The sequence below is a fragment of the Parasynechococcus sp. genome (genome assembly GCF_045559935.1).
GTDB lineage: Bacteria > Cyanobacteriota > Cyanobacteriia > PCC-6307 > Cyanobiaceae > Parasynechococcus.
In genome coordinates, this window is record NZ_JBJLJL010000010.1 from 162,983 (window position 1) to 187,602 (window position 24,620).

Below are 24,620 nucleotides of genomic sequence, written 5' to 3' on the forward strand. Positions count from 1 at the left end.
ATGTGGACAGACCGTCCCGTCCGCATGACCAGCGCCGAAGCCTTTGCCGCCGTAGCCCTTGCTGCAGTTGCCTGCGACGGGACTCTTGGTCGCGATGAGGCCCATGCCCTGCGACGACAGCTGGAGAACCGCAGCCTGTACACCAGCTGTTCGGAAGCCGCGATGGGTGAGCTGTTCGATCGGCTGCTCACACTGCTCCGGGAGAACGGTGTCGCGGGACTGATCGATTCGGCTGTGCCCGCCCTCAATCAGAGTCAGCAGGAGTCGGCCCTGGCCGTGGCCGCCCATCTCGTTCACGCCGATCGCAAAGTGACGCGTGAGGAGTCCGAATTTCTCCAGAGGTTGACGGAACAGCTCAACCTGCCATCCGGGGAAGCCCAGATGATCATCCGCTCGATCGAAGCACTCAACCGCGACAGCCTCGACAGCTGACGGCAGACTGTGGCCATGAATCGCCTGTGGGAGGAACCGCGTGAAGCCGCACTGGAAGCAGATCGTCACCGCACTGAGCGGCCTGGCTCTGGCTCTGATCCTGATGGTTCCAGCGGCCATGGCGGTCGCCCCGGCAGCGTTCAGCACCGAACGGCCGGTTGATCACGTGATCGACGATGCCGACGTCTTCAGTCGTGCCAGCCGCGGGGAGCTGGAAACGCGTCTGCAGGACTTTGAACAGGACCGCCTTGACGCCAGGCTGATCACGCTGCGGCGCCTGGACTACGGATACACCCTCAACAGCTTCGGGACCGAGCTGCTGGAGCAGTGGAGTCAGCCCGGTGAGGCGCCTCTGATGCTGCTTCTGATCGAAAGTCAGGGGAAACGGGCCGCGATTGTCGCGGACGACTCCCTGCAGTCACGCCTTCCTGAAGCCCTGCTGAAAAGCACGGCACGCACCACGATGGCGATCCCACTGCGGGCTGGAGATCGCTACCGCCAGGCCTCGATGGACGGCCTCGGGCGGATCTCGGTGGTCCTGAACGGTGGTGAGGATCCTGGCCCCCCTGAGGAGACGGTGCGCACGACTCTGCCCACCAACATCCCCACCCAGGAAGAGACCCAGAGCAGCAATGCCACCACCTGGATCATCGTGCTGATGGTGCTCGGAACCATCATCCCGATGGCGACCTGGTGGGTGTTCTCACGCTGACCACCGCAGCTGATGACGCGTCGAAACTGGATCCAGCTCTTTTCCCACGACCAGTCATTCGACCTCTCCAATGAACTGGAGAGGGGGTATGAGGCTGCCCTGCTGATCCAGAGCCTCGAGCTTGAGTACTACGCAGACCGTCCGGTTCGTCCGGACCTTGAGCTGTCGGTTCCCCGGCAGGTTCAGCTGACGATTCTTCGACGCTTCCGGACAGCTCTGAACATCTGCCGCTCGAGCAAGGCGGCCATCGAACCGAAACGCGGCCAGTTGGATGTTCAGGAACTGCGACAGCTGCAGCTGATCGAAACCGTCGTGGCCCGCTATGCACCGGGTCGCTCCTCACAACGCGGAAAAATCAGCAGGGACCCGGAACCTCTTCCCCGGTCGCTGCTCAGCCTCTTCGACTCGATGCGTCGTCAGCTGGACCCCTCTTCCGAGGAAACCCTCGTTGCAGGTTTTCGGCGGCGCCGTGATTCCACACTCATCTCCCTGCGTCTGGTCCTGCTGCTGATCCTCGTACCGCTCATGGTGCAGCAGATCTCGCGCACCTATCTGATCTCCCCGGTGGTCGACCGCCTGGCACCTGATCTCGGCTTTCTGAGCTATCCGAAAGACGGCCTCGAAGCAAGGTCTGTGGAGAAGCTGCGGATTTACAAGGAAGAAATCGAGTTTGAAGCTCTGCTCAGCGGCGTCGAGACTCCGACGGGTGATGCCATGCGGGAGAAACTGAGAGTCAAGGCAGAAGAACTGAACCGTGAGATCACATTCGAGAGCCTGCAGGCGATCAAGAATGTTCTTTCCGATCTTGCCGCTCTGCTGGCCTTCGTTGTGGTCTGCTTTTCGAGCCGAGATGAACTTCGGGTTCTACGAGGTTTCATCGATGAAGCTGTTTACGGTCTGAGTGATTCAGCCAAGGCTTTCGGCATCATTCTGTTCACAGATATCTTCGTGGGCTATCACAGTCCAGAGGGATGGACTGTTCTGCTTGACGGTGTTGCCAACCATTTCGGATTACCGGCTCAGGAGAACTTCATCATGTTGTTTATCGCCACCTTCCCGGTGATCCTGGCAACGATTTTCAAATACTGGATCTTCCGTTATCTCAACCGGGTCTCACCCTCGTCTGTGGCGACACTGAAGGGAATGAACGGTGGAGGCTGAAGCCCCAGCGCGGGCAGGATCCCTCGTTCTTGTCCACGGTCCGGCCCGCGGCGGCAAGAGTCGCTGGGCAGAAGCACTGTTGAAGGACATCACCCCGGTCACCTACGTCGCGACATCACCGGGACGACCTCAGGATGCGCGCTGGCAGGAGCGATTGCGTCTGCACCGCATGCGGCGACCGGATCACTGGGCGTTGCTGGAAGCGGGTCCGGACCTTCCCCAGGATCTGAAGCGCGTTCCTGGGAACCATGCCGTTCTGATCGATGCTCTCGGCGGATACGTGGCCCGGCATCTCGACTCGGACAGCAACATCTGGGATCGGCAGACCGAACGCCTGCTCAGCCAGCTTTCGACCATGGGGCAGACCTGTGTTCTGGTGATCGAGGAAACGGGGTGGGGCGTGGTTCCGCCCACCGCCATCGGCGGTCTGTTCCGTGACCGACTCGGAGCTCTTGCCCAGCGCCTTGATCGTCAGGCGGTGGCCAGTTGGCTGGTGGTGCAGGGTCGGGCACTGGATCTTCACGCTCTGGGGGTACCGGTTCCATGAAGCTTCCGGATCCCTCAGCAGCGCTGCGCATCGCCTTGTTCGAACCGCAGATTCCTCCCAACACCGGGAATATCGCCCGCACCTGTGCGGCGTTCCAGCTGCCACTGGCTTTGATCGAACCCCTCGGGTTCCGGATTGACGACCGCAGCCTCCGGAGGGCCGGTCTCGACTACTGGCCGCACGTGACGGTCTCCACCCATGAGGATCTCAACGATCTGACAGGACAGCTCCCGAGGGAGAGCCGTCTGATCGGCTGCAGCCGCTACGGCGGTGTGGCCTTGACGTCAATGGTGTTCCAGCACGGTGATGTGCTGTTGTTCGGACGGGAGGACACGGGGCTGCCGCCATCAGTGCGTGAACGCTGTGACGGCATGGTCACGATTCCCATGCCAGGCGCGGCGGACAGCTCGGGCCGAGGAGGCGTGCGCAGTCTCAACCTTTCGGTGGCCTGTGCTCTGGTGGCATTCCACGCAGGAACTCAACTGAGTTTGTGGTGATCGACGGAGTGATCCAGTCCCCCTTGCACCCAAATGTTTGGCTCGTTACCTTCGGCCCATTCAGACGGTCGTATGCCGTCCAAGACTTCCTCCGGGCTGCATGCGTTTCGTCCAGGTCCTACTGACGGTCACTGCGCCGATGCTGACCCTGGGCATCTGGCAGGGTCAGCCTGGACAAGCCAACAACCGCCCACTGATCGCTGAACTCCCTCCGCTTCCATCTCTGACGGAGGAGGAAATCGCCAGCGACAAGATGATCTGGGTGCAGCTTCAGGAGAGGATCGGCCTCGGAAGCCTGGCTGAACTGCTTGGGCTGCAGGGTGAGGAGCTCTCCAGACTGAACGAGAAATCGGAAGCTCACCTCTACCTATCTGGCTCGTGGGTCAAGCTGCCAGCCGAGGCCGTTGATGAACTCGAGTTCATCTCAGCGGTTGATGCTGAGTCCCGCCGCACATCGCCTCCCGTTCTGGCACCTCCTCCGGTCGGCAACACGGCGCGTGTTCAGTCGGGTGACTCTCTCAACACGTTCCTGTCCCGCAACGGACTCACCTGGGATGAGTTGCGCAGCCTGAATCCCGGCCTCGAATTGAGTTCGATGGCCGCCGGGAGTGAACTGACGGTCGCCAAAGCCAGCAGCGCAAGACATCTTCTGGCCATCCGACCCACCATCAGTGGTGGTGCCAGCTGGCCTCGGCGGCCTCAGTTCGAGACACCGGTGAAGCAGGCTCCCGAGCTTCTCAACAATTCCTACTCCTGGCCCACCAAAGGCATCTTCACGTCTGGCTACGGCTGGCGTTGGGGACGGATGCACAAGGGCATCGACATCGCCAACAACACGGGCACCCCGATCCATGCCGCTCGGGATGGAATCATCACCTACTCGGGTTGGAGCAGCGGTTACGGCTATCTGGTGGAGATGTCCCACGCCGATGGAGAGTCCACGCGGTATGCCCACAACAGCCGGCTGCTGGTCAAGAAAGGCCAGGTGGTCCCTCAGGGAGCCCGCATTTCCCTGATGGGAAGCACCGGACGCAGCACCGGCCCCCATCTGCACTTCGAGATCCGCCGTTCCGGTGGAGCTGCTGTCAATCCCCTCTCCAAGCTTCCAACCCGTCAGGCCTGAGCGTCTGGTGATCCTCTAAAATTCGTTCACACAAGGCTCGGTAGCTCAGCTGGTTAGAGCGTGGGATTCATAACCCCAAGGTCGGGAGTTCAAGTCTCCCCCGAGCCATTCGTCTGTTCTGAACATCAACTTCTCAACGCATGTCGATGGCGTTGAGCCGGTCGCGGAACGTGCGGTTGTTGTCCTTCTCCTGCATGGAGGTGGTGGATGCCGTTGGAGTCGACCTGGACTGCGGCGGCGCCTGACGTCTCTGGCGCTCGGAGCGACCGGATGTGCCCGGCATCCTGAGAGCTCCCGTCGTGCCGTCACGATCCAGCGGTCGCTTCTTCAGGTCACCGCGCAGCTGATTCAGAAGCCGGAAGTGCCCGGTGGAACTGAATTTGCGCAGCAATGAGGGATCCCAGCTCATCAAGACCGAAAGGTTGTTGCAAAAGTGTATGGTCTAGAGCAGCGGGACCCGTGATAGGTTGCGCGCGCAATTGGAAGTCGATCCGACTACGACTTAGTCGCCGTCGACGACCGGTTCATCACCACCGCATCCCGAACATGCCCGAAAACGGTTGCCTGCGTGTGGGCCAGATGGCCCCGGATTTCACCGCCACCGCTGTGGTGGATCAGGAGTTCAAGGAAATCAGCCTGTCCCAGTACCGGGGCAAGTACGTCGTGCTGTTCTTCTACCCCCTGGACTTCACCTTCGTCTGTCCGACAGAGATCACGGCCTTCAGCGATCGCATCGCTGATTTCACCAGCAAGAACACCGAAGTTCTCGCGGTCTCCGTCGACAGCAAGAACTGCCACCTGGCCTGGATCCAGACCCCTCGTAACCAGGGTGGCGTGGGCGATATCAGCTATCCGCTCGTCTCCGACCTGAAGCGTGAGATCTGCACCGCCTACAACGTGCTCAACGACGACGGCGAAGCCGATCGCGGACTGTTCATCATCAACCCGGAAGGGATGGTCATGCACATGACCATCAACAAGGCGCCCGTCGGTCGCAATGTTGATGAAACCCTTCGCGTGCTCCAGGGCTACCAGTACGTGGCGGCAAACCCCGACGAGGTCTGCCCCGCCAACTGGACTCCTGGCGAAAAGACCATGAAGGAGGATCCCGTCGGCAGCAAGGAGTACTTCTCTGCCATCGGCTGATCAACCGAGCACATCCTCGTTATCCGGCTCCGGCGGTCTCTGACCTGCCGGAGCCTTTTTCATGAGCTGATCGATCGCGCCAGAGAGCGTATCTGCCATCGCGATCCCGCGTCCGTCACTCACCACGATCCTGACAAGCGTGGGAAGCCCCCCCTGGCTGGCGCGCAGATAGACCGGCTCGACGTAGAGAAGGCTGCTGCCAACGGGGACCACCAGAAGATTGCCCTGAACCACTTCAGATCCGCCGCGATCCCAGAGTCCGAACATCTTGCTGATATCGGGATCCTGGTTGATCCTGGCCTGCACCTGCTGTGGCCCGGGGATGGGCTTGTCCTGAGGGAAATCAATCAGCACCAGTTCCCCGTAGTGATCGCCGTCATTGCGTGCTGCAAGCCAGCCGGTGAGATTCGGTCGGGCCTGGGGGGTGAAGGGCTGAAGCAACAGGAATTCCGAACTGCTGTTGGCTTCCAGTTGTGCCGTGATGTGATAGGGCTCAACAGGCACTTCCCTGTCGCCGTAGGTCTCAACGGGCAATTGCCACACGTCGTCACCGCTGTAGAGCACCCTCGGATCGATCACGTGGTAGGTCTGAAGCTGCTGGACCTGCACCTTGAACAGGGCTTCCGGTACACGCAGGTGCCGGCGAAGGCTCTCAGGCATGGCGCTGAGGGGTTCGAACAGATCCGGGAACAAGGCTGACCATCCACGGATCAGCGGGTCTTCCGGTTCACTCACATAGAAGTGGACGCTGCCGTTGAAGGCATCGACAACGGCCTTGACCGAATTGCGCAGATAGCGATCACTCAGGGCGTCGCCGACAGCTGCGCTGTAGGGGTAGGTGGCTGAACGGGTGAAACCCTCAACGATCCAGTACTGGTTCTGATCCTGCTCATAGCCGGCCCGTCCCTCCTGGATCGGGACGGAGACCAGATAGGGATCGCCGCGGAACTCCAGGAACGGGGCGATCGCTTTGACCCGCTGGTGGACATCACGCCTGAGCAGAAGACGGGTGTCGGATGTCATCGAACCGGTTGTCAGCAACCTCGGCTCCATCAGATAGGCAGCAGCAGCAAGCCTCTGGGGGAGGAAACCGATGGGAACACCAGCTGCCCCCGAGTAATTGGTGTAAACGTTGACATCGCCCTCCGGGTAATCGAACTCGTCCACGAGGGTCGGAGCCACCGCATAGGGCGAGGGCAGCATGCCGAAATACAGCGCCGCCCGGTTCACAGGGACAACCCGCTCAACATCCCCGCGGGAGATGCCAAGCCTTGCATTGCCTTCGATGCGGGTGGCGGAGCCCAGATCGCTGATGAAATAGGGCGGAAGGCCATCCGGACGGGCCGCATTCACCGGGCTCAGCGTGAATCCGTAGCCGTGGGTGAACACGAAATGACGGTTCAACCACGTCCGGGACCGTCTGGGCAGTTCGGACTGCTCCAGCTCCCGGGCCGCGAGGATCACCTGCTGAGCCGTGTCGCGATCGGGGAGGAGCGGATAGCGATCAACGGCGGCGTTGGAGAAGCGGTAGTAGACACGAAGCTGCTGCAGCTGTCGATTGGTCTCCAGCAGAGGCCTGCTGTCCCATAGACGGATGTTGTCGACGGTGCTGGCTGCCGTCTCCAGATCGGCGCTGGTGAGATTGGAACTCAGATCATCCGAGCGGAAGCTGATGCGATCCAGCTGGAAGGCGCGTCGGGTCGATGTGATCGCCTGCTCCAGGTAAGGCATCTGCAGCGTCAGTTCCTGGGGTCGCAGCAACAGCCAGCGGGTCAGAGGGGTGACCAACTGCTCGATCAGCACGGTGATCACCAGCAGCACCAGCAGCAGACGCGGCGCGCGCCGGCGGAGACCATCGTCTCCGCCGGCGATCACAGCAATGGCCAGGAGCAGCAGCAACAGCGCGATCAGGCTGCGGAACGGCAGGGTCAGATGAACCTGCAACCAGCCGGCACCGGCGACCATGCCGGACTGCGTCCAGAGGAGCTGATGGCGTGACAGCCAGCACCAGCAGGCAGCGGTGGTCAGGATCAGGCCGCTCCAGCGGCGCAGCCCGTTCAGAGCGTGAGGGGCAAATCCGGGACATTCCCAGTCACTGAGACACGGAGGACGGATCAACCGCCCCCAGACCGTGCCCGACAGGGTGAACAGCTGAGCCAGCAACCCCAGCTCCAGCAGCAACTTGATGGCGGCGAAACGGGCGAGGGAGAAGCTGATGTCGCCGCCGAGCAGAGGTTCGGTCAAGCCCGTATCGGGAATGTCCACAGCCAGCGCCCACACACTCCAGGCCCTGGCGGCGATCACCACAAGGCCGATCCAGCCGAGACGCATCAGCCAGACCATCCAGGGGAGTCGGAGAGCCAGCAGGCCCACGGCCAGACTCAGAAGCACGAGGACCTGGCGAGAGCCGGAGAGATCGAAGGACCACTGCCCCAGCGTGGTCGGATGACGCAGCGCCTCGACCACCAGCAGGCCGATCAGCACCCCGCTGACCAGGAGCACGGCACCACTCACGGCCAGAAGCAGGCTGTAGCGCCACCCCCGCAGCACGGGAGCAAGGCTGTCCGAGCGGTCCACCGGAGACGCCAGGACGGTTCGGCTCCAGCGGGATGCGGCCAGCAGCAGGATCGCGGCGCACCCCCCTGACAGAAGCTGCAGGCCCCAACGCTGCAGCAACACGCCCTGCCAGTCGAACTGAGCGAACCAGAGCCACTCCACCAGCATCCGGGCTGCCAGCCACGACAGCGGGAGCAGGAGAAGCAGACGGATCACGTCAGGCCGGCAAGCTGCATGAAGCGGTCCCCCGGCAGGGTCTCCTCGTCGATCAGGGCCTCGACCAGACGGTCCATCACCTGCCGTCTCGGCTGCAGAAGAGCCACTGCCTGCTCAAGGGAGCGGAGGGCAAGGGCACGGACCTGGGAATCAATCTCCCGTCCTGTCGTCTCGGCGTAATCGGGACGCTGGTTGAACCAGTCCTTGCCGAGGAAAACCTCGGAACCTGCCGACTCAAGGGCGACCGGTCCCAGGCTGGAGAAACCGAAGCGGGTGACCATCTCCCTGGCCAGACGGGCCACTGTCTGGAGGTCACCGCTGGCTCCCTGGGTCACTTCCTGAGCTCCGAACACCACGAGTTCAGCGGCGCGTCCCCCCAGCATCACCACAAGATCCGCCTGCAGATAGGCGCGTGTGTAGAGGCCCGAGTCGAGGCGTTCCTCATCCGGCATCAAACGGGAGTAGCCGGCCGCACCACCGCGGGGAAGGATCGTGACCTTGTCGACGGGGTCAGCTGCCGGCAACAGCGCCGCGACGAGAGCGTGGCCGATTTCGTGATAAGCGATCAGACGTTTCTTGGCACTGTCCTGGAGGGGTCTGGCGCTCAACCCCATCGTGATCCGATCCAGGGCGCCTTCCAGTTGGGTGTCCGTGATCGCCTGCTCCTGCTGACGAGCGGTGAGAATCGCCGCCTCATTGAGCAGATTGGCAAGGTCGGCTCCGGAGAATCCCGGTGTCCGCCGTGCCCAGTGCTCCAGATTCACGCTGGGATCCAGGGGCCTGGTTCTGGCATGGACCGCGAGGATGTCAGCGCGGCCACGGCGATCGGGCAGCGAGACATCGATGCGGCGATCGAAACGGCCCGGACGCGTCAGAGCGGCATCGAGCACATCGGCCCGATTGGTGGCCGCCAGGAGAATCACCCCGGAATTCTCCGCGAAACCATCCATTTCGGTGAGCAGCTGATTCAGCGTCTGCTCCCGTTCATCATTTCCGCCACCGATGCCTGCCCCGCGCTGACGACCGACGGCGTCGATCTCATCGATGAAGACGATGCAGGGAGCTTTCTCCTTGGCCTTTCGGAACAGATCCCTGACTCTGCTGGCTCCGACACCGACGAACAGCTCAACGAATTCGGAGGCGGCCATCGAAAAGAAGGGAACGCCGGCCTCCCCGGCGATCGCCCTGGCCAGAAGTGTCTTGCCGGTTCCTGGTGGTCCCACCAGCAGAACACCTCTGGGAATCCTGGCCCCGAGCCGGATAAAGGACTCCGGCTGCTTCAGGAAGGTGACCACCTCCTGAAGTTCCTGTTTCGCCTGGTTGATGCCGGCGACGTCCTCGAAGCGGACCTGAAGATCCTCCTGAGCCTTGACCCGAGGCTGACTGCGTCCGAAACCCAGCGCTTTGTTGGCCACCTGAGCTGAGCGCCTCAGCAGCAGCGAAAGCCCCACAACGATCAGCACGATCAGGGCAAGGTTTCCGGCCATGCCAGCCAGGGCCTGATCCTGGCGGACATCCCGCACCGTCAGTGGAGTGCCGGAAGCTTCGGCAGCCCGCAGAATCTGCTGATCGTTGGCGAAGACAGCAACGGTGGCGCGCCGGCCATCGCGATAGGTCACCTGCACTTCCCGGCGCCCGGGGATCAGCTCGAGGTTGCTGACGTCCTTCTGCTCAATCTGACGCAGCAGCGTGGAATAGCTCGTCGGGGGCTGTCGCCGACCCAGAGCGGGCATCAGGGACGGCTGAGGACGGCTGGTCTGTTCCGGAGCGCTCGAACCTGAACTCACGACATCTCTGCTCTGTCATGAGACTAGCGATTTGACGCCGGGCATCTCCAGGCGGGACAATCCCCGTTTGGAGATACAGCAGCCGCAATGGCCGTCCCGAAGAAGAAGACATCCAAGGCCAAGCGCAACCAGCGCCATGCCACCTGGAAAGCCAAGGCGGCGGTCGCTGCCCAGCGAGCCATGTCGATCGGCAAATCGGTGCTGAGCGGCCGGGCCCAGGGATTCGTCTACCCCGTCCGCGATACCGACGACGAGGAGAGCTGATCCGGTCCGATGCGGATGCGGCGGAGCCGCCGCTGAACATCGATATCGAAAACCACATCAGCGGATGGAAGCTGGAAGCTCACGGCGGGAATGGCGGCCATGATCATCCGGGTGAAGCCTTCCAGCTCCCTGCGATCCAGGGAGACACCGCTCGTGTGCTGCATCGTGGCCTCCTGATCCTGCTTCCAGAGCCTGGAGGATGTGAAGTCGAGGGCCTGAAGCTGCCAGAGCGCATCAAGGCTCGACCACACCGGGGCGTAAGTGCGCAGCTGGTCCTGCACGGTGTGGCGGTACCGGAGTTCCTCCGCACTCAGGGGAGGAAGCAGATGCTCCGAACCCGCCGAAATCGGTTGACCGGCGGCCAGGGGTTCACAGCCCACGAACCAACCTTCCAGCAGCAGAATCCGCGCCGGGCACGGACGCCAGCCGCAGCGGTCCCCGCGCCCCTGCCGGAGTGCCTTGTCGAACATCGGAAGGTTGGGCTGTTTCCCCTGCCTCCAGGCACTGAGGCGATCCAGCAGCAGAGGCAGATCATGGCTTCCAGGCAAGGCCCGGGGCACTCCCCAGGGGTTGCCCTGCATCGCCAGATCGAGACCGGCCGCATCGAGATAGAAATCGTCGATGGACACCACCTGCAACGACAGCCCGAGCTGAGATGCGGCGCCTTCCAACCAGCGTCCGAGACTGGATTTGCCACAACCCGGCAGGGCGCTGAGGCCGATGAGATGGCGTGTTCCACGGCTCTCAAGCTGTTCAGCCAGGGTCAGCAGAGGCAGCCCGAGCGCCCACAACCAGTCGGCCGATGCACCGCGAGCCCAGGCATCCGATGCGAGATCGGTGGCGGAACGCTGACGCCAGCGCCTCTCCCAGCCTTGAGGGTCAACATCCCCGAGATGTTCAAGCAGTGCGATCAGATCCGCCTGCGGCAGATCCCTCGGTGCTTCAGGATCCAACCTTGAACGCCTCCAGCACGATTCCGTAGACCAGTCCGATCCGGCCATTGTCCAGAAGCTGCCAGGAGAGTGGCAGCGGCTCCTGGCGGACACGGCGGCGGAAGAACACCAGGGCTTCACACAAAGCCAGCACGAGAAGCCCGGCGAACGTTCGCATCGATACGGCGTTCACCAGATGAACAGTGGCCACGGATCCTGAAAGGAATCCGAGCAACAAAGCGATCAGTGAGAGGCTGCGCCGCCACCAGGGGCCAGCGAAGGACTGGCTGAGACGCGCCCCGAATCGACCCTGAACCCCGGCGAGACGCGTGGTCTGGTAAGAGCGCATCACGCCGGTGGATCCAGAAGAAACTTCAGGTACTCCAGCGTCACCAGGCCCTGCGGGCAAGGGGGCCCCCAGCATTGGTGAGCCGGCCGCTCCCGCTCACCGAGATGCTCGAGAACGGCAACGGCCAGCCCATGCAGCGGCAGAAGGTCCCGGTCCCATGGAGAGGGCGTCAACAGGCAGGCGAGGCCCGAGGCTCTGGCCGCCCGGAGTCCAGCCGCCGAATCCTCCAGGGCCAGTCCTTCCTCGGCACTGAGGCCACTGGCCTGCAGCGCGTGGAGATAACCGGCAGGCGATGGTTTGCCCTCAGGCACGTCATCAGCCGTGACGATGCCCTGGAACGGCCATGGTCCGTCGCCACCACCGGACAGCAACGCGCTGACCGAGCCACGGCCGCTGGAGGTGACGATCCACTGCTGCACACCGGCGCAGTCCAGCTCCCGGAGCAGTCGCAGCACGCCTGGCCGCCAGCGCACATGGCCGGACCGGCAGCGTTCCAGGTAACGCTCCCGCTTGCGGCCACGAAGTGTCAGAAGCAAGTCATCATCAAGGCTCACGCCCTGCTGCCGGGCAGAGAACCTGACACGGGCCATCCCTCCTGGAACGGAGAGCAGATCGGCGTAGTGCTCCGGAGTCCAGTGAAGGGGGAGACCGAGGTCCTCGAACGCTTGGTTGAAGGCGGGGCGATGGCCATCCATCTCGGTGTCCGCCAGGGTTCCGTCCACATCCCAGAACACGCCGCGCAGCTCAGCCATCGCCGGTGCCGACGTGCCGTCGGACGCACAATGCACGAGCATCCCAGCACACGATCGCGGCCGACGTTGACGCACCATTCACCTCTCTGGAGCTGGTCCCTGCCGGAGGTGATCACACCGTCCCCGCTGGCGGAGGTGGATCTGCCCCTGCCGTTGCGGAGCCTGCTGCAACGACGGGGCATCCGAACGGTGGAAGCAGCGGAACACCTGCTCGATCCGCCGGATCTGCCGGATCCGGAACAGGAGTTCCCGGATCTGGCATCAGCGGCAGCACGCCTGGCGCGGGCCTGCAGAGGCGGTGAATCCCTGGCGATCTGCGGGGATTACGACGCCGATGGGATGACGAGCACAGCCCTGCTGATTCGCGCCCTCCGCCCCCTTGGAGCGGACGCTGTGGCAGCGATCCCTTCGCGGATGGATGACGGTTACGGGCTTAACACCGGCATGGTCGAACGCCTGCAGGCCCAGGGGATCCGACTGCTGGTGACCGTTGACAACGGAGTTGCAGCGGTAGCGGCCCTGGAGAAGGCGATCGAACTCGATGTGGAGGTGATCGTCACCGATCACCACACGATTCCGGCTCAGCGACCGCCGATGGCAGCGCTGATTCATCCGGCCACAACCCCCGAAAGCTCGCCCTACCGAGGACTGGCGGGGGTCGGACTGGCCTACGTGCTGGCGGAGGCGGTGGCATCCCGACTGAAGCGTCCGGAAGCGGTGGCGACCGCCCGGGATCTGTTCTGCATCGGCACCGTCGCCGACATGGCTCCCCTCACCGGAGCGAACCGTCGCTGGCTGCGGGACGGGCTGAGACAACTGCACCGCAGTCGATGTGAAGGGCTTCAGGCGCTGCAACGCCTTTCAGGGCTTGGTGACCGGCCGCTGCGCAGCGATGACATCGGATTTCAGATCGCTCCGAGAATCAACGCCGTGGGGCGCCTCGGGGAACCGAGCCTTGTGGTGGACCTGCTGACGGTGGAGGACGCTGAAGCGGCCATGGCTCTGGCACGCCGTTGTGACGATTACAACCGGCAGCGCCGGGATCTGTGCAACGCCATCGAGGCCGAAGCCGTGGCTCTGGTGGAAGCAGACCGGGGAACAGTGCCGCCGTTCCTGCTGCTGGCTCAGGGTCACTGGCATCACGGCGTCATCGGCATCGTGGCGGCGCGCCTGGTTGAGCGCTATCACCGGCCGGCCGCCCTGCTGGCGGGAGAGGGGGATGGCCGCCTGCGGGCCTCCGTGCGGGCACCATCCGGATTTGCCGTGGATGCCGCCCTGAACAGCTGCAGTGATCTGCTGGAACGTTTCGGCGGTCATCCGGCAGCCGGTGGCTTCACCGTGGCGGCGGAGCAGGTGCATCCACTCCAGGAACGGCTCAACTCCCTGGCGGAGGATTGGCTGAGCCGGCAGGGACAGGGCATTCCTATCCGCCCCGACGCCCTGCTGAGCCTTGAACAGGTGAACTGGGATCTCTGGAGTGCGCTGCAGCGCCTGGAGCCCTTCGGCATCGGCCATGAGACGCCCCTCTTCTGGTCGCGGGACTGTCGGGTGACGGAATCACGCACCATGAACGGTGGTCATCTGGCTCTGAAGCTGAGCCAGGGATCTGCCGAACGAAGGGCTGTCGCCTGGCGCTGGTCAGACCAGCGATCCGTTCCCAGCCGCTGTGATGTGGCCTTCCGGATCAACCTCAATCGGTGGCAGGGGGAGCAACGGCTGCAACTCGATGTGAAAGCGCTCAGACCGCACAGCGACAGCATCACGCTCTGCCGAGGAACCAACCGGTACACCGCCGCCCGGAACGGGGAAGGTCTGACCCTCAGCAACGACCAGGGACGCACGATCGAGGCACGCGTGCCCGCGGAGGAACCGCTGAACTGCCGGGACCCTCTCGCTCAGAACGAACAGGTTCTGCACCTTCTCGAGGAGGCGAGCCTGGCCCTTGGACTGAGGCCCTGAGCAGAGCTCAGAGGGCGCCGCGGCGATAGAAGAGGATGAAGATCACAGCGGGGCCGGCGAGAGTGATCAGCGCAAGGGCGGCGAAATTGGCGATCAGATGGATGTCGATGCCCATGGTTCGGAAGCGCTGTCAGACGACGATTGGCAACTCAGGCTACGGGGCCTGCGGACCTTCGGGTCCGCGAGGGGTGAAGCTCTGTGATTGCTTGTCACAGCGAGACCGATGAACGGGGTGCTCGGGAGCTGGACCTGCATCAGCCAGTGCGGAGCGTGCTGCCGGCTCTGCCCGGAGGAACGGGGCGAGGCGCTTGAGGCCCTCAGTGAAGATCAACGGCGTGACTACTTGTCGATGGTTGGGCCGGATGGCTGGTGCATCAACTACGACAGCGGCGGCCGCCGTTGTCGCATCTATGAGACGCGACCGGACTTCTGCCGGGTCCAGCAGCTCGGAAGCCTGTTCGATGTGAGCGACTCCGACCTCGAGCAGTTCGCGGTGAGCTGCTGCCGTCAGCAGATCCGATCCGTCTATGGAGGACGCAGCCGCGTCCTGCGTAGGTTCGACCGAGCCCTGCGCAGGTCCACCCCCGGCGATGACTGAGTCCGCTCGGCCCCCGTTTCTGACGGTTCTGATCAGCAGTTTCACCACGGTTTTCCTGGCGGAGCTCGGGGACAAGACGCAGCTGGCGACCCTGCTCCTCGCCGCTCAGTCAGGCTCGCCCTGGCTGGTCTTCCTCGGTGCTGCCCTGGCGCTCATCGCCTCCAGCCTCGTTGGGGTGCTCGTGGGCCAGTGGTTGTCCAAGGTGCTGCCTCCGGAACGGCTGGAACTGATGGCCGGCGTGCTGATGGTGAGCCTTGGCCTCTGGCTCGGTCTGCAGGCGGCACGGGCGCTGCTGATCACCCACCCCATGTTCTGAGCCATGGACCTCGCGCTGCTTCTGTCCACCTTCGTGACGGTCTTCCTGGCGGAGCTGGGGGACAAGACCCAGTTGGCCACCGTGGCGCTCAGTGGAACCTCCGACCGTCCGTTCGCCGTCTTCCTGGGATCGTCGTCCGCCCTTGTGCTGGCCAGCCTTCTCGGGGCTCTGGCGGGAGGGTCGATGGCGAGCATGATCCCTGCTGATCTGCTGCAGCTGGCTGCCTCCATCGGCTTCCTGGTGATCGGAACCCGTCTGCTCTGGCCAGCACTTCGCGGCGCAAACCTGCTGGAGGAGAAGGAGGGACCCGCCGACTCCTAAAGTCGGAACGGCCTGGAGTTCGCTGCATGGTCCACCCCACCGGTGGCCCGCTCCGCGTCACCTTCCCCCGGTCCTGACGGCCGGTCTTTTCCCGATTTCCGATGAAGTTCACGGTCGCCGACCTGCTCGATCAACTGTCCATCGATGCAGCGGTCGAGCCACCGAAGCTGGCCAAGAGCCTCAAGCTCACCAAGCAGAGCGAGAAGCAGTGCCTGGATCTGGCCCTCGACGCCCTCGGCAGGATCGGGGTGGTCGCGATCCAGGACGACGGTGGCGTCATCCGTTGTGAAAACGATCAGCTGATCGATGCCCGGCTTCGCTGCAGCAGCAAAGGCTTCTGCTTCGCCATCCGTCATGACGGCGGGGATGACATCTACATCCGCGACCATCAGCTCAATCACGCCTGGAACGGTGATCGCGTGCTGGTGCGAATCACCCGAGAAGGCGGGCGACGACGATCACCGGAGGGAGGTGTTCAGTGCATCCTCGAACGCAGCACCACCTCGCTGCTGGCCCAGGTGGAACGTCAGGACGAGCAGCTGGTGGCCGTTCCCCTCGACGACCGGCTGCTGGCCAGCATTCAGTTGCCGAAAGAAGCTGGAGAGCATCTCCAGGAGGACAAACCAACCTCTGTTGTGGAGGTTCAGGTCGATCGCTACCCGGTGGCTCAGCATGCGGCTGTGGGTCATGTGGCGCGTCCGCTTCCCCTGAACGGGGGCCCTGCGGCCGATCGCGAACTGCTGCTCACCAAGGCAGGGCTGCATCACCGGCAGGCCGCGCCGCGTGGATCCGCCAAGGCTCCAGCCACGAAGGGACGCACCGATCTCAGTGATCAGCCCTGTCTGCTGCTGCGCAGCTGGTCCGTCGAGGACGCCCCCGGGCTGCCCGCCGTTCACGTCGAAGCCCATGAGGGCGGGAGCCGGCTCTGGGTGCATGCGCCCACGGTCGCCGAACGGATCGGCAGCGGAAACAGTCTGGATCTGTGGTTGCGCGATCAGGGGGAAGCTCTCTGCCTCGGGAACGCCTGGCAACCGCTGCTCACGCCAGCACTCAGCAAGGCCGGAAGCTTCGTGTCAGGGGAAACGGCCGAAGCGATCACGGTGCGCCTCGATGTCTCCGCGACGGGGGAGGTCACGGACTGGACCTTCATGCTCAGCACCATCCGTCCGGCGGCGACGGTGTCCTCGGAGCAGATGAAGGCGCTGGCGGAGCGCAAGCCCAGAAGCCGCAGTCTCCCCACCGCGCTCAAGCCGATCAAGGACCACCTCGGACAGCTGGAGACACTGCAGTTCTGTGCCCGCTGTCTGATGGATCGCGAGCGTCAGGCCGGCGTGGTGCAACTGGATCTGCAGCTGCCGGAGATGGAAGCGCTCGGAGACATGATCTGGGCCGATCCCACAGGGCTGCGGCATCGCTGGGTCGATGCCATGGCTCCACAGGACCCACAGTCGCTGCTGCAGCCGCTGCTGCGTGCCGCCAACCGGGCCTGGGCACAGCATCGTGAGTCGCTTCAGCTGCCGGGCATCGTTCTGCAGAGTGGGGAACCGGATCCCGCTGTTCTGACGGATGTCGCGAAGACCGCGATCGCCCTCGATCTGCCGCTTGAACTCGATGAAGAGGGCAGCCCATCCGCTCAGGAACTGCTCGCAGGCTTCAGCGAGTCAGCCCATCGACGTGTGCTGGAGCAACAGCTCAGCCATGCCCTGCCGCAACCGGCGTTCGCCGTTGCCGGCCTGGCTCCGGTGCCGACGGAAGCCGAGGAATCCACCGCATCGGCCACCGGTGGCGAGAAGGCGACAGATCCTCTGGTCGCCGAGGTCCCGTGGTGCTGCGCAGGCCTCAGCTATGCCCACCTCGCCAACCAGCAGGTGCTGGTCAGCCTGCTCCAGGACGGCAAGGATCGGCCGACTGTGCGCCACAAGACCCGTCTCACCCTCGGGGAACGCGGATGCGGCGAAGCGCTGAGCTGGCCTCTGTTCACGGCGTCCCAGGAGGAGAAACTGCAGGGGATCTGCACGGAACGCTTCGTTCAGAGACTGAACAGCCGCCGTCGTCAGATTCATGAGCTTGAACGGGATCTGGTGACCATGGTTCAGGCGCGGTCCGCCGAGCCGCTGGTGGACAGCGAAACGGAAGGCCGAATCAGTGGTGTTCAGAGCTACGGATTCTTTGTCGAGGTGGGGCCGACACGGGTTGAAGGGCTCGTGCACGTCAGCTCCCTGAACGATGATTGGTATGAGTACCGATCGCGCCAGAACCGTCTCGTCGGACGCAAGACACGCCGCGTGTATCAACTCGGTGACAGCGTTCGGGTGCGCGTGATCAAAGTCGACGTGCTGCGCAATCAGATCGATCTGGACGTGATCGCCGACCCCTTGCCGGCGCCGGAAGCGGAGGACACGGGCATCACACCGATTCCAGTCACCCTCAGCAACGCCTGACCATGCATCCCTACGTCCTTGCGGTGACCGGCGCATCCGCGCAGCCGCTGGCGGAGCGGGCTCTGCAGCTGCTGTTGCGACGCGGCCGCGACGTTCATCTGGTGCTGAGCCGCGGAGCCCACGAGGTGTTCCGCGCCGAGCAGGGACTGAGGATCCCAGTGGCACCCGATGAGCAGGAACGCTTCTGGCGCGAGCATCTCAAGGAATCAGCGGGTGGGCTGGTGTGCCATCGCTGGAACGATCAGAGCGCCTCGATCGCCAGCGGCAGTTTCCGCACACGGGCCATGCTGATCCTTCCCTGCAGCATGGGCACGGTCGGTCGCATCCGTGCCGGTGTGGCGATGGATCTGATCGAACGCTGCGCCGATGTGCATCTCAAGGAGGGACGCCCGCTGGTGATCGCTCCTCGCGAAATGCCGTTCAACCTGATTCATCTGCGCAATCTCACGGCCCTTGCGGAAGCCGGGGCACGCATTGCAGCTCCGATTCCTGCCTGGTACACACGGCCGGAAAGCCTGGATGACATGGTCGATTTCCTCGTGATCCGCCTGCTGGATGGTCTTGAGGAGGATCTCGGTCCGCTCGATCGCTGGCAGGGCCCTGTCGCATGACCGCGTTGCAGAGACTGCTGCTGCTGCCCTGCCTGGCACCATTCGTGATGGTGATCGTGCTGTCTGCGCTGACGCGCGGAACACCGGTTCGGCTGCAACTGCTCATCTGGCGCACGCCACCCCTGCCGATCGGAGCCTGGACGGCTCTGGCCGCCTCCACGGGCGCCGCTCTGGCGGCGGGCACGACCTTGCTGCTGAGGCCGTCCCGCCAGCCCCTGCGCCGTCAGGTGCATCGTGCCGTCGAGAACGTCGAGCGGGAACCGCAACCTCCTCAGCCGAGCCCGTCGATGCCCGAACGGGACATCCGGGAGCCGGCACCCACCGTTGCTGTCGCCTACCGGGTGATTCAGCAACCCGAGCGCGTCCGGTCGCGACCGAGCGACAGCGACACGTCGGACTGGGATCAGGATCCCGACCGCGATTGGTGAGGCACCTCCGGGGCTGCCTAAAGTTCCCGCAGAGATCTGGATCCGGTGAGCGACACCCCTGCTGAAGCCGAAGCGCAGGCGAAACCGAAGCCGAAGGCCAAACCTCCCAAACCGGAGGACAAACCATTCGAGCTGTTCATGCGCGAGGAGTTTCTGCCGGCGGTCAGCAGCCAGCTCAAGGATCACGCCATCGCCCCGGACCGGCTTGAGCTGGTCACAGGCGAGCGACCGGTGGTCGGAGGCACCTGCCCGATGGTGGTCGGGGAACTGCCTGGTGACCGTCGCTTCTGGCTGTGTTTCAACAGCGAGGACATCGCCAGCGGAAAGACCATCACCCTGGCGGACCCGGGCAGCGACCCGACCCTGCTGGAGTCCTTCCTGATCGATGAGAAGCGGATGTCACTGGCTCTGCTCGTGTCCAGGCTTCTGCAGCGCCTGAACGGTCAGAAATGGCTGGGGGGGAACTGAAGCGCGACGGAGATCACGGTGTCACCCCTACATTGGATGACACCTTGTACCGGAGCTGATGGTCCCTCCCACCGCCATGGCCGAGCAGGCAGCCGAGAGTGCTGTCGCCGTCAAGGAGCCCGTCAAGGACACAATCCTCACTCCGCGGTTTTACACCACCGATTTCGAGGCCATGGCCGCCATGGACCTGCGCCCGAACGAGGCGGAGCTCGAAGCGATCTGTGAAGAATTCCGCAAGGATTACAACCGTCATCATTTCGTCCGCAACGACGAGTTCGACGGCGCCGCCGACAAACTCGACCCCGAAACACGACAGGTCTTCGTTGAATTTCTCGAGCAGAGCTGCACGTCGGAATTCTCCGGTTTCCTCCTCTACAAGGAGCTGAGCCGTCGGATCAAGCAGAAGAACCCTCTTCTCGCCGAGTGCTTTGCCCACATGGCCCGCGATGAGGCCCGCCACGCCGGCTTCCTCAACAAGGCGATGAGTGATTTCGGAGTTCAGCTCGACCTCGGGTTCCTGACGGCCAGCAAGAAGTACACCTTCTTCAAACCCAAGTTCATCTTCTACGCCACCTACCTGTCAGAGAAGATCGGCTACTGGCGTTACATCGCCATCTACCGGCACCTGGAGAAGAACCCGGACAGCAAGATCTTCCCGATCTTCAACTTCTTCGAGAACTGGTGTCAGGACGAGAACCGCCATGGCGATTTCTTCGACGCCCTGATGAAGGCTCAGCCCGACACCGTGCGTGGCCCCATCGCCAGGTTGTGGTGCCGGTTCTTCCTGCTGGCCGTGTTCGCCACCATGTATGTGCGTGATGTGGCCCGCAAGGAGTTCTACGAGTCACTCGGCCTTGACGCCCGCACCTACGACCGCATGGTGATCGACAAGACCAACGAGACCTCGGCCCGCGTTTTCCCGGTCGTGCTCGATGTGCGCAACGACAAGTTCTGGGAGCGCCTCGAGCAGTTGGTCAGCAACAACGCAGCTCTTCAGGCTGCGGATGCCGGCACGTCCCCTGCGCCTGTGCGTCTGATCCGCAAGCTCCCCCACTGGCTCGGCAACGTCTCCGTGATGGCGAAACTGTTCCTGATGTCCCCGATCCCCAGTGATCGTTTCCAGCCCGCCGTCCGCTGACGGGCTTCTTCTCACGACAACGCACTTGACCGCCGCTCTTTTCACGACCAACGGAGCCGCACTGCTGGAGGACCTTCTCCAGCGGGGCGTTTCGGCCGGGGCCTCGCTCGTCGAGGTGTTTGCTGAACGAACCGATCATCTCGGTCTGCTCGCCGAACAGGACAACATCACCAGCGTCAACCCGTCCTTCGCCTGCGGCGCTGGAATCAGGGTGTTCCGCGGCGAGCGGGACGGCTTCGTGAGCACCAACGATCTCTCGAGGGATGGCCTGACCAGGGCTCTCGACCAGGCCCTGGCGATGCTTGGGCTGGAGATCGGAACCCGGGATTCCGCTGCGGGCTTCCAGGGTCTGCGTGCACTCATCAACCATGCCGCAACCAAAGAGGACTGGTTGCAGCGCTGCCCCTCCATGGCGGCAGCCGGCGACAGGCTGAAGCAGGGAACCGCTCATCTGGAGCGCCTCGGCCAGCATCTGCAGGTGCGTCGTGGCAGCTATTCCCGCGATTGGCAGGAGGTTCTGGTGGCCGCGTCGGACGGCACCTTCGCGCGGGACATCCGTCTTCACCAGTCCACCGGACTCTCGGTGCTGGCAGCCGATGGCGACTACCGCGCCAGCATCGGTCGGCGCTACGGGAGCACGGACCGACCGGAGGATCTCGTCAACTGGAACAGCGAGACGAGTGCCACGGAGGTCTGCGAAAGCGCCGGCAAGATGCTTCGCGCTGATTACGTCGAGGCCGGCCAGATGCCGGTGGTGCTCGCCAACCGCTTCGGCGGTGTGATCTTCCATGAAGCCTGCGGTCACCTGCTGGAGACAACGCAGATCGAACGGGGCACCACCCCCTTCGCGGACAGCGTCGGTTCGCTGATCGCCCATCCAGCGGTCACGGCGGTTGATGAGGGCCTCAGTGACGGGGCCTTCGGAACCCTCTCCATGGACGACGAAGGCATGGCGCCGGAACGCACGGTGCTGATCGAGAACGGCATCCTGCAGCGGTTCATCAGTGACCGCGCCGGGGAACTCCGGACAGGCCACCGTCGAACCGGCAGTGGTCGGCGCCAGAGCCACGCCTTCGCGGCCGCCAGTCGCATGCGAAACACCTACATCGATGCCGGTCCCCACAAGCCGGAGGATCTGATCGCGTCGGTGGATCACGGTCTTTACTGCAAGGCCATGGGCGGTGGCAGCGTTGGACCCACTGGTCAGTTCAACTTCGCCGTGGAGGAGGGCTATCTGATCGAGAACGGTCAACTGGGACAACCGGTGAAGGGCGCCACGCTGATCGGGGATGCCAAGGAGGTGATGCCGCGAATCTCCATGTGCGCGGATGATCTCGATCTGGCAGCCGGCTTCTGTGGCTCCGTGAGCGGCAGCATCTTCGTCACCGTGGGGCAACCGCACATCAAGGTCGATTCCATCACCGTCGGAGGCCGCTGAAGATGACGGAAACGAACGGTCTCAACGCCTCCGCCCTGCGTGATCGGCTGCAGGAACTCGCCAGACGCGAAGGGATCCATCAGTGGGACCTTGGCGCCGCCTGCAGTGACGACTGCTCTGTTCAGGTCGATCGGGGAGAAGCGAAACAGCTGAAGGCGGCTCAGCGCAGCTCAATCACCGTGCGTGTCTGGAACGGCGATGGGCTGGTGGGGATCACCAGCACCACCGATCTCTCCGAGGCCGGCCTGGAGAAGGCCCTCACCGGAGCCCACGAAGCCAGCCGCTTCGGCAATCCAGACGATGTGCCCGGCTTTTCACCGCTGGCGACGGCACCGCTGCCCGAGCTGGACCGCCCACTGAAACAGCGCCGGGGAATCCTGCCGTTGCTGTCGACCCTGCGCGAGGCCGAAGCCGACCTGCTCGCCCGCCACCCCGCGATCAACAGCGTGCCGTACAACGGACTTGCTGAGTCGCTCTCGCAGAGCCTGTATCTGAACAGCGACGGGGCCCTGCGCGAAATGCAGCGCACCCAGGCCTCGCTTTATCTCTACGCGAAGGCGGAGGAAACCGGTCGTAAACCGCGCAGCTCCGGCGCCGTTCGCCTCGCTCTGGGCAGTGGCGACCTCGACGTGAGCGGCTGCATCGAGGAGGCCGTCGAACGCACCGTCAGTCACCTCGCCTATCGACCGATCGACACCGGCAGCTATCGGATCTGCTTCACACCGGAGGCGTTTCTGTCTCTGCTCGGGGCCTTCAGCAGCATGCTCAATGCACGCTCGGTTCTGGATGGCGTCAGCCTCAGCCGGCGGGAGTCGCTCGGGACCTCCGTCGCTGTTCCGTTCCTGTCCCTTCACGACGACGGACTGCACAGCGGCAACATCGGCGCATCGGCGTTCGACGGAGAAGGAACACCGACGCGACGGATCAGCCTGATCGAGGGTGGCGTGCTGACCAACTTCCTGCACTCGGAGGCCACAGCCCGGGCCTTCGGCGTCGCACCCACCGGCCATGCCGGCCTGGGGGCGAAAGTCTCGGTCGGTCCGGACTGGTTTGTGGTGAGCACCACAGAAGGCGTCAGCAGCGGTCACGATCTGCATCACAAGACCCATCAGGATCCGTTTGTGCTGATTGAAGATCTCAGCGCCCTGCATGCCGGCGTCAAAGCGAGCCAGGGCTCGTTCTCCCTCCCCTTTGATGGCTGGTTGGTGAAGGGCGGCGAACGCATTTCGGTGGAAGCCGCCACCGTGGCCGGCGATATCCGCACCGTGCTCAACAGCCTTCTGCATCTTGAAACGGAATCGGAAGTCACCCCGAGGGGGGTCAGTCCCCATGTCTGGGTGGACGGACTCTCGATCACCGGCGAAGCATGAGAGTGCTGTTCTGGGGCACTCCCCAGTACGCCGTCCCAACTCTGAAGGCACTGCATGCCGCCGGCCACGAGGTGGTCGGTGTCGTCACCCAACCGGACCGGCGGCGGGGGCGTGGGAAGCAGCTGATGCCATCGCCCGTCAAACAGGTGGCGCTGGAGATCGAATGTCCGGTGTTCACCCCGGAACGGATCCGTCGGGATCTGGAGTGCCAGCAGGCACTGGCAAGGCTGAATGCGGATCTGTCCGTTGTGGTGGCTTTCGGCCAGATCCTGCCGAGATCCGTGCTGGAGCAGCCTCCGTTGGGATGCTGGAACGGCCATGGGTCCTTGCTGCCGCGCTGGCGCGGAGCCGGACCGATCCAGTGGAGCCTGCTGGAAGGTGACCCGGAGACCGGTGTCGGCGTGATGGCGATGGAGGAGGGCCTGGACACAGGGCCGGTGCTGCTGGAACGGCGCTGCAGGATCGGTCTGCTGGAGACCGCCGAAGAGCTGGCCTTACGCCTGAGTGCGGTGACGGCCGAGCTGATGCTGGATGCGCTGCCCCGTATCGCATCAGCTGGAGAGGGCCCTCAGGAGCTTCGCTGGCAGCGTCTGGGGGTCACCGCTCAGCAGGAGCGGAACGGGGAGGTGACCTATGCACGCATGCTGACCAAGGACGACCTGCGGCTGGACTGGAGTGAGTCGGCCCTGGCACTGCACCGGCGTGTGATGGCGCTGCATCCGAACGCTTTCACGCGATGGCGGGGACAACGCCTCAAGGTGCTGCGCTGCGAACCGCTGATCGAGCGTTTGCGCGGGGAACTTTCAGAGGACGCCAGAGATCTGGTCGGTCGCTGGCCGACCGGCGAGGGCACACCCGGGACTGTTCTGAGCACCGAGGCGGGCCTCGGACTGGTGGTCAGCACACGGGGATGCCCCCTGTTGATCCGCGCAGCGCAGCTGGAAGGAAAGTCGCGCAGCGACGCAGACACACTTCTCCAGCAACTGCGCGCTCAGCCCGGCGACCAGCTGGGAAACGATATCGACACGAAAACGTAACGATATTGCAACGATTCTGAA

27 protein-coding genes and 1 tRNA gene are annotated in these 24,620 nt (G+C 63.7%); 21 read left to right on the forward strand and 7 right to left on the reverse strand.

Translation table 11 applies throughout. The annotated features are described in order from the left end of the window. Positions 1-24 precede the first annotated feature (24 nt). From ACJ0G7_RS10745 to ACJ0G7_RS10775, 7 genes are all read left to right on the forward strand, one after another. On the forward strand, positions 25-432 hold the full coding sequence (locus tag ACJ0G7_RS10745) for a tellurite resistance TerB family protein (RefSeq protein WP_043696492.1): 408 nt from the start codon (positions 25-27) through the stop codon (positions 430-432). A gap of 103 nt (positions 433-535) precedes the next feature. Next, complete coding sequence (gene psb32, locus ACJ0G7_RS10750) at positions 536-1,144, forward strand: photosystem II repair protein Psb32 (protein ID WP_407396344.1); 609 nt, start codon at positions 536-538, stop codon at positions 1,142-1,144. Between the two features lie 12 nt (positions 1,145-1,156). Beyond that, complete coding sequence (pxcA, locus tag ACJ0G7_RS10755; RefSeq protein ID WP_407396118.1) at positions 1,157-2,305, forward strand: proton extrusion protein PcxA; 1,149 nt, start codon at positions 1,157-1,159, stop codon at positions 2,303-2,305. Further along, on the forward strand, positions 2,295-2,852 hold the full coding sequence (locus tag ACJ0G7_RS10760; RefSeq protein WP_407396120.1) for a bifunctional adenosylcobinamide kinase/adenosylcobinamide-phosphate guanylyltransferase: 558 nt from the start codon (positions 2,295-2,297) through the stop codon (positions 2,850-2,852). The genes pxcA and ACJ0G7_RS10760 overlap by 11 nt, the downstream gene beginning before the upstream one ends. Beyond that, positions 2,849-3,349 (forward strand): tRNA (cytidine(34)-2'-O)-methyltransferase, encoded by a 501-nt coding sequence (locus tag ACJ0G7_RS10765; RefSeq protein WP_407396121.1) that lies wholly within the window; start codon positions 2,849-2,851, stop codon positions 3,347-3,349. The genes ACJ0G7_RS10760 and ACJ0G7_RS10765 overlap by 4 nt, the downstream gene beginning before the upstream one ends. Before the next feature lie 139 nt (positions 3,350-3,488). Then, positions 3,489-4,472: a M23 family metallopeptidase gene (locus tag ACJ0G7_RS10770; RefSeq protein WP_407396122.1), complete on the forward strand. Its 984-nt coding sequence runs from the start codon at positions 3,489-3,491 to the stop codon at positions 4,470-4,472. Positions 4,473-4,506: 34 nt separating this feature from the next. Further along, positions 4,507-4,580: transfer RNA gene (locus ACJ0G7_RS10775), tRNA-Met, on the forward strand. A gap of 25 nt (positions 4,581-4,605) precedes the next feature. Here ACJ0G7_RS10775 and ACJ0G7_RS10780 read toward each other — a convergent pair. Then, the gene (locus ACJ0G7_RS10780) at positions 4,606-4,881 is read right to left on the reverse strand and encodes a hypothetical protein (protein ID WP_407396124.1); all 276 of its coding nucleotides are present in this window, start codon (positions 4,879-4,881) and stop codon (positions 4,606-4,608) included. 137 nt (positions 4,882-5,018) lie between these two features. Here ACJ0G7_RS10780 and ACJ0G7_RS10785 point away from each other — a divergent pair, with 137 nt between their 5' ends. Beyond that, a complete protein-coding gene (locus ACJ0G7_RS10785) occupies positions 5,019-5,618 on the forward strand; it encodes a peroxiredoxin (protein WP_043691161.1) in 600 nt (199 codons plus the stop codon). Here ACJ0G7_RS10785 and ACJ0G7_RS10790 read toward each other — a convergent pair whose 3' ends face one another. Both ACJ0G7_RS10790 and ftsH read right to left on the reverse strand, forming a co-directional pair. Next, the gene (locus ACJ0G7_RS10790) at positions 5,619-8,390 is read right to left on the reverse strand and encodes a UPF0182 family protein (RefSeq protein WP_407396125.1); all 2,772 of its coding nucleotides are present in this window, start codon (positions 8,388-8,390) and stop codon (positions 5,619-5,621) included. Continuing rightward, positions 8,387-10,123 carry an ATP-dependent zinc metalloprotease FtsH gene (gene ftsH / locus ACJ0G7_RS10795; RefSeq protein ID WP_407396346.1) on the reverse strand — a complete coding sequence of 579 codons (1,737 nt, stop codon included), beginning with the start codon at positions 10,121-10,123 and terminating at the stop codon, positions 8,387-8,389. The genes ACJ0G7_RS10790 and ftsH overlap by 4 nt, the downstream gene beginning before the upstream one ends. A 141-nt stretch (positions 10,124-10,264) precedes the next feature. Between ftsH and rpmF the strand changes: the two genes are divergently transcribed. Beyond that, entirely contained in the window at positions 10,265-10,441 is a 177-nt protein-coding gene (gene rpmF / locus ACJ0G7_RS10800; RefSeq protein WP_043691166.1) for a 50S ribosomal protein L32, read from the forward strand. Here the strand turns inward: rpmF and ACJ0G7_RS10805 are convergent. Genes ACJ0G7_RS10805 through ACJ0G7_RS10815 form a run of 3 tightly spaced genes read right to left on the reverse strand, consistent with a single transcriptional unit; the run spans position 10,405 to position 12,474 of the window. Then, positions 10,405-11,394, reverse strand: a complete 990-nt coding sequence (locus tag ACJ0G7_RS10805; protein ID WP_407396126.1) for a phosphoribulokinase — start codon at positions 11,392-11,394, stop codon at positions 10,405-10,407. The genes rpmF and ACJ0G7_RS10805 overlap by 37 nt on opposite strands. Then, positions 11,384-11,722, reverse strand: a complete 339-nt coding sequence (locus ACJ0G7_RS10810; RefSeq protein WP_407396127.1) for a DUF565 domain-containing protein — start codon at positions 11,720-11,722, stop codon at positions 11,384-11,386. Before ACJ0G7_RS10810 ends, ACJ0G7_RS10805 begins: the two co-directional genes overlap by 11 nt. Continuing rightward, the gene (locus tag ACJ0G7_RS10815) at positions 11,722-12,474 is read right to left on the reverse strand and encodes an HAD-IA family hydrolase (protein WP_407396347.1); all 753 of its coding nucleotides are present in this window, start codon (positions 12,472-12,474) and stop codon (positions 11,722-11,724) included. Before ACJ0G7_RS10815 ends, ACJ0G7_RS10810 begins: the two co-directional genes overlap by 1 nt. Before the next feature lie 66 nt (positions 12,475-12,540). Here ACJ0G7_RS10815 and recJ point away from each other — a divergent pair, with 66 nt between their 5' ends. Continuing rightward, positions 12,541-14,433, forward strand: a complete 1,893-nt coding sequence (gene recJ, locus ACJ0G7_RS10820) for a single-stranded-DNA-specific exonuclease RecJ (RefSeq protein WP_407396128.1) — start codon at positions 12,541-12,543, stop codon at positions 14,431-14,433. Between the two features lie 7 nt (positions 14,434-14,440). Here the strand turns inward: recJ and psb30 are convergent, their stop codons facing one another. Beyond that, positions 14,441-14,548: a photosystem II reaction center protein Ycf12/Psb30 gene (gene psb30 / locus ACJ0G7_RS10825; protein WP_043691176.1), complete on the reverse strand. Its 108-nt coding sequence runs from the start codon at positions 14,546-14,548 to the stop codon at positions 14,441-14,443. Positions 14,549-14,656: 108 nt separating this feature from the next. On the opposite strand from psb30, the gene ACJ0G7_RS10830 reads away from it, so the two are divergent. From ACJ0G7_RS10830 to fmt, 11 genes are all read left to right on the forward strand, one after another. Continuing rightward, positions 14,657-15,031, forward strand: coding sequence for a YkgJ family cysteine cluster protein (locus ACJ0G7_RS10830; RefSeq protein ID WP_407396349.1), 375 nt, complete (start codon positions 14,657-14,659; stop codon positions 15,029-15,031). Next, complete coding sequence (locus ACJ0G7_RS10835; RefSeq protein ID WP_043691180.1) at positions 15,024-15,347, forward strand: TMEM165/GDT1 family protein; 324 nt, start codon at positions 15,024-15,026, stop codon at positions 15,345-15,347. Before ACJ0G7_RS10830 ends, ACJ0G7_RS10835 begins: the two co-directional genes overlap by 8 nt. A gap of 3 nt (positions 15,348-15,350) precedes the next feature. Further along, on the forward strand, positions 15,351-15,668 hold the full coding sequence (locus ACJ0G7_RS10840) for a TMEM165/GDT1 family protein (protein ID WP_043691182.1): 318 nt from the start codon (positions 15,351-15,353) through the stop codon (positions 15,666-15,668). Positions 15,669-15,769: 101 nt separating this feature from the next. Next, positions 15,770-18,109 (forward strand): RNB domain-containing ribonuclease, encoded by a 2,340-nt coding sequence (locus tag ACJ0G7_RS10845; protein ID WP_407396130.1) that lies wholly within the window; start codon positions 15,770-15,772, stop codon positions 18,107-18,109. Between the two features lie 2 nt (positions 18,110-18,111). Further along, positions 18,112-18,720, forward strand: coding sequence for a flavin prenyltransferase UbiX (locus ACJ0G7_RS10850; protein WP_043691185.1), 609 nt, complete (start codon positions 18,112-18,114; stop codon positions 18,718-18,720). Continuing rightward, a complete protein-coding gene (locus tag ACJ0G7_RS10855; protein ID WP_052378135.1) occupies positions 18,717-19,148 on the forward strand; it encodes a hypothetical protein in 432 nt (143 codons plus the stop codon). The genes ACJ0G7_RS10850 and ACJ0G7_RS10855 overlap by 4 nt, the downstream gene beginning before the upstream one ends. A 45-nt stretch (positions 19,149-19,193) precedes the next feature. Beyond that, complete coding sequence (locus ACJ0G7_RS10860) at positions 19,194-19,616, forward strand: DUF2996 domain-containing protein (protein WP_043691187.1); 423 nt, start codon at positions 19,194-19,196, stop codon at positions 19,614-19,616. Between the two features lie 58 nt (positions 19,617-19,674). Further along, positions 19,675-20,754: a magnesium-protoporphyrin IX monomethyl ester (oxidative) cyclase gene (acsF, locus tag ACJ0G7_RS10865; RefSeq protein ID WP_043691189.1), complete on the forward strand. Its 1,080-nt coding sequence runs from the start codon at positions 19,675-19,677 to the stop codon at positions 20,752-20,754. A 25-nt stretch (positions 20,755-20,779) separates the two neighbouring features. Continuing rightward, complete coding sequence (locus ACJ0G7_RS10870; protein WP_407396132.1) at positions 20,780-22,192, forward strand: TldD/PmbA family protein; 1,413 nt, start codon at positions 20,780-20,782, stop codon at positions 22,190-22,192. A 2-nt stretch (positions 22,193-22,194) separates the two neighbouring features. Further along, complete coding sequence (locus ACJ0G7_RS10875; RefSeq protein ID WP_407396134.1) at positions 22,195-23,562, forward strand: TldD/PmbA family protein; 1,368 nt, start codon at positions 22,195-22,197, stop codon at positions 23,560-23,562. After that, positions 23,559-24,599 carry a methionyl-tRNA formyltransferase gene (gene fmt, locus ACJ0G7_RS10880; RefSeq protein ID WP_407396135.1) on the forward strand — a complete coding sequence of 347 codons (1,041 nt, stop codon included), beginning with the start codon at positions 23,559-23,561 and terminating at the stop codon, positions 24,597-24,599. Before ACJ0G7_RS10875 ends, fmt begins: the two co-directional genes overlap by 4 nt. Positions 24,600-24,620 lie beyond the last annotated feature (21 nt).

What these genes read in the sequence shown, in the direction of transcription:
- ACJ0G7_RS10745 (WP_043696492.1), top strand. Translation starts at nt 25, where the DNA reads ATGACCAGCGCCGAAGCCTTTGCCGCCGTAGCCCTTGCTGCAGTTGCC.
- psb32 (WP_407396344.1), top strand. Translation starts at nt 536, where the DNA reads ATGGTTCCAGCGGCCATGGCGGTCGCCCCGGCAGCGTTCAGCACCGAA.
- pxcA (WP_407396118.1), top strand. Translation starts at nt 1,157, where the DNA reads ATGACGCGTCGAAACTGGATCCAGCTCTTTTCCCACGACCAGTCATTC.
- ACJ0G7_RS10765 (WP_407396121.1), top strand. Translation starts at nt 2,849, where the DNA reads ATGAAGCTTCCGGATCCCTCAGCAGCGCTGCGCATCGCCTTGTTCGAA.
- ACJ0G7_RS10770 (WP_407396122.1), top strand. Translation starts at nt 3,489, where the DNA reads ATGCTGACCCTGGGCATCTGGCAGGGTCAGCCTGGACAAGCCAACAAC.
- ACJ0G7_RS10780 (WP_407396124.1), bottom strand. Translation starts at nt 4,881, where the DNA reads ATGAGCTGGGATCCCTCATTGCTGCGCAAATTCAGTTCCACCGGGCAC.
- ACJ0G7_RS10785 (WP_043691161.1), top strand. Translation starts at nt 5,019, where the DNA reads ATGCCCGAAAACGGTTGCCTGCGTGTGGGCCAGATGGCCCCGGATTTC.
- ftsH (WP_407396346.1), bottom strand. Translation starts at nt 10,123, where the DNA reads ATGCCCGCTCTGGGTCGGCGACAGCCCCCGACGAGCTATTCCACGCTG.
- rpmF (WP_043691166.1), top strand. Translation starts at nt 10,265, where the DNA reads ATGGCCGTCCCGAAGAAGAAGACATCCAAGGCCAAGCGCAACCAGCGC.
- ACJ0G7_RS10810 (WP_407396127.1), bottom strand. Translation starts at nt 11,722, where the DNA reads ATGCGCTCTTACCAGACCACGCGTCTCGCCGGGGTTCAGGGTCGATTC.
- ACJ0G7_RS10815 (WP_407396347.1), bottom strand. Translation starts at nt 12,474, where the DNA reads ATGGCTGAGCTGCGCGGCGTGTTCTGGGATGTGGACGGAACCCTGGCG.
- psb30 (WP_043691176.1), bottom strand. Translation starts at nt 14,548, where the DNA reads ATGGGCATCGACATCCATCTGATCGCCAATTTCGCCGCCCTTGCGCTG.
- ACJ0G7_RS10830 (WP_407396349.1), top strand. Translation starts at nt 14,657, where the DNA reads ATGAACGGGGTGCTCGGGAGCTGGACCTGCATCAGCCAGTGCGGAGCG.
- ACJ0G7_RS10835 (WP_043691180.1), top strand. Translation starts at nt 15,024, where the DNA reads ATGACTGAGTCCGCTCGGCCCCCGTTTCTGACGGTTCTGATCAGCAGT.
- ACJ0G7_RS10840 (WP_043691182.1), top strand. Translation starts at nt 15,351, where the DNA reads ATGGACCTCGCGCTGCTTCTGTCCACCTTCGTGACGGTCTTCCTGGCG.
- ACJ0G7_RS10845 (WP_407396130.1), top strand. Translation starts at nt 15,770, where the DNA reads ATGAAGTTCACGGTCGCCGACCTGCTCGATCAACTGTCCATCGATGCA.
- ACJ0G7_RS10850 (WP_043691185.1), top strand. Translation starts at nt 18,112, where the DNA reads ATGCATCCCTACGTCCTTGCGGTGACCGGCGCATCCGCGCAGCCGCTG.
- ACJ0G7_RS10855 (WP_052378135.1), top strand. Translation starts at nt 18,717, where the DNA reads ATGACCGCGTTGCAGAGACTGCTGCTGCTGCCCTGCCTGGCACCATTC.
- acsF (WP_043691189.1), top strand. Translation starts at nt 19,675, where the DNA reads ATGGTCCCTCCCACCGCCATGGCCGAGCAGGCAGCCGAGAGTGCTGTC.
- ACJ0G7_RS10875 (WP_407396134.1), top strand. Translation starts at nt 22,195, where the DNA reads ATGACGGAAACGAACGGTCTCAACGCCTCCGCCCTGCGTGATCGGCTG.
- fmt (WP_407396135.1), top strand. Translation starts at nt 23,559, where the DNA reads ATGAGAGTGCTGTTCTGGGGCACTCCCCAGTACGCCGTCCCAACTCTG.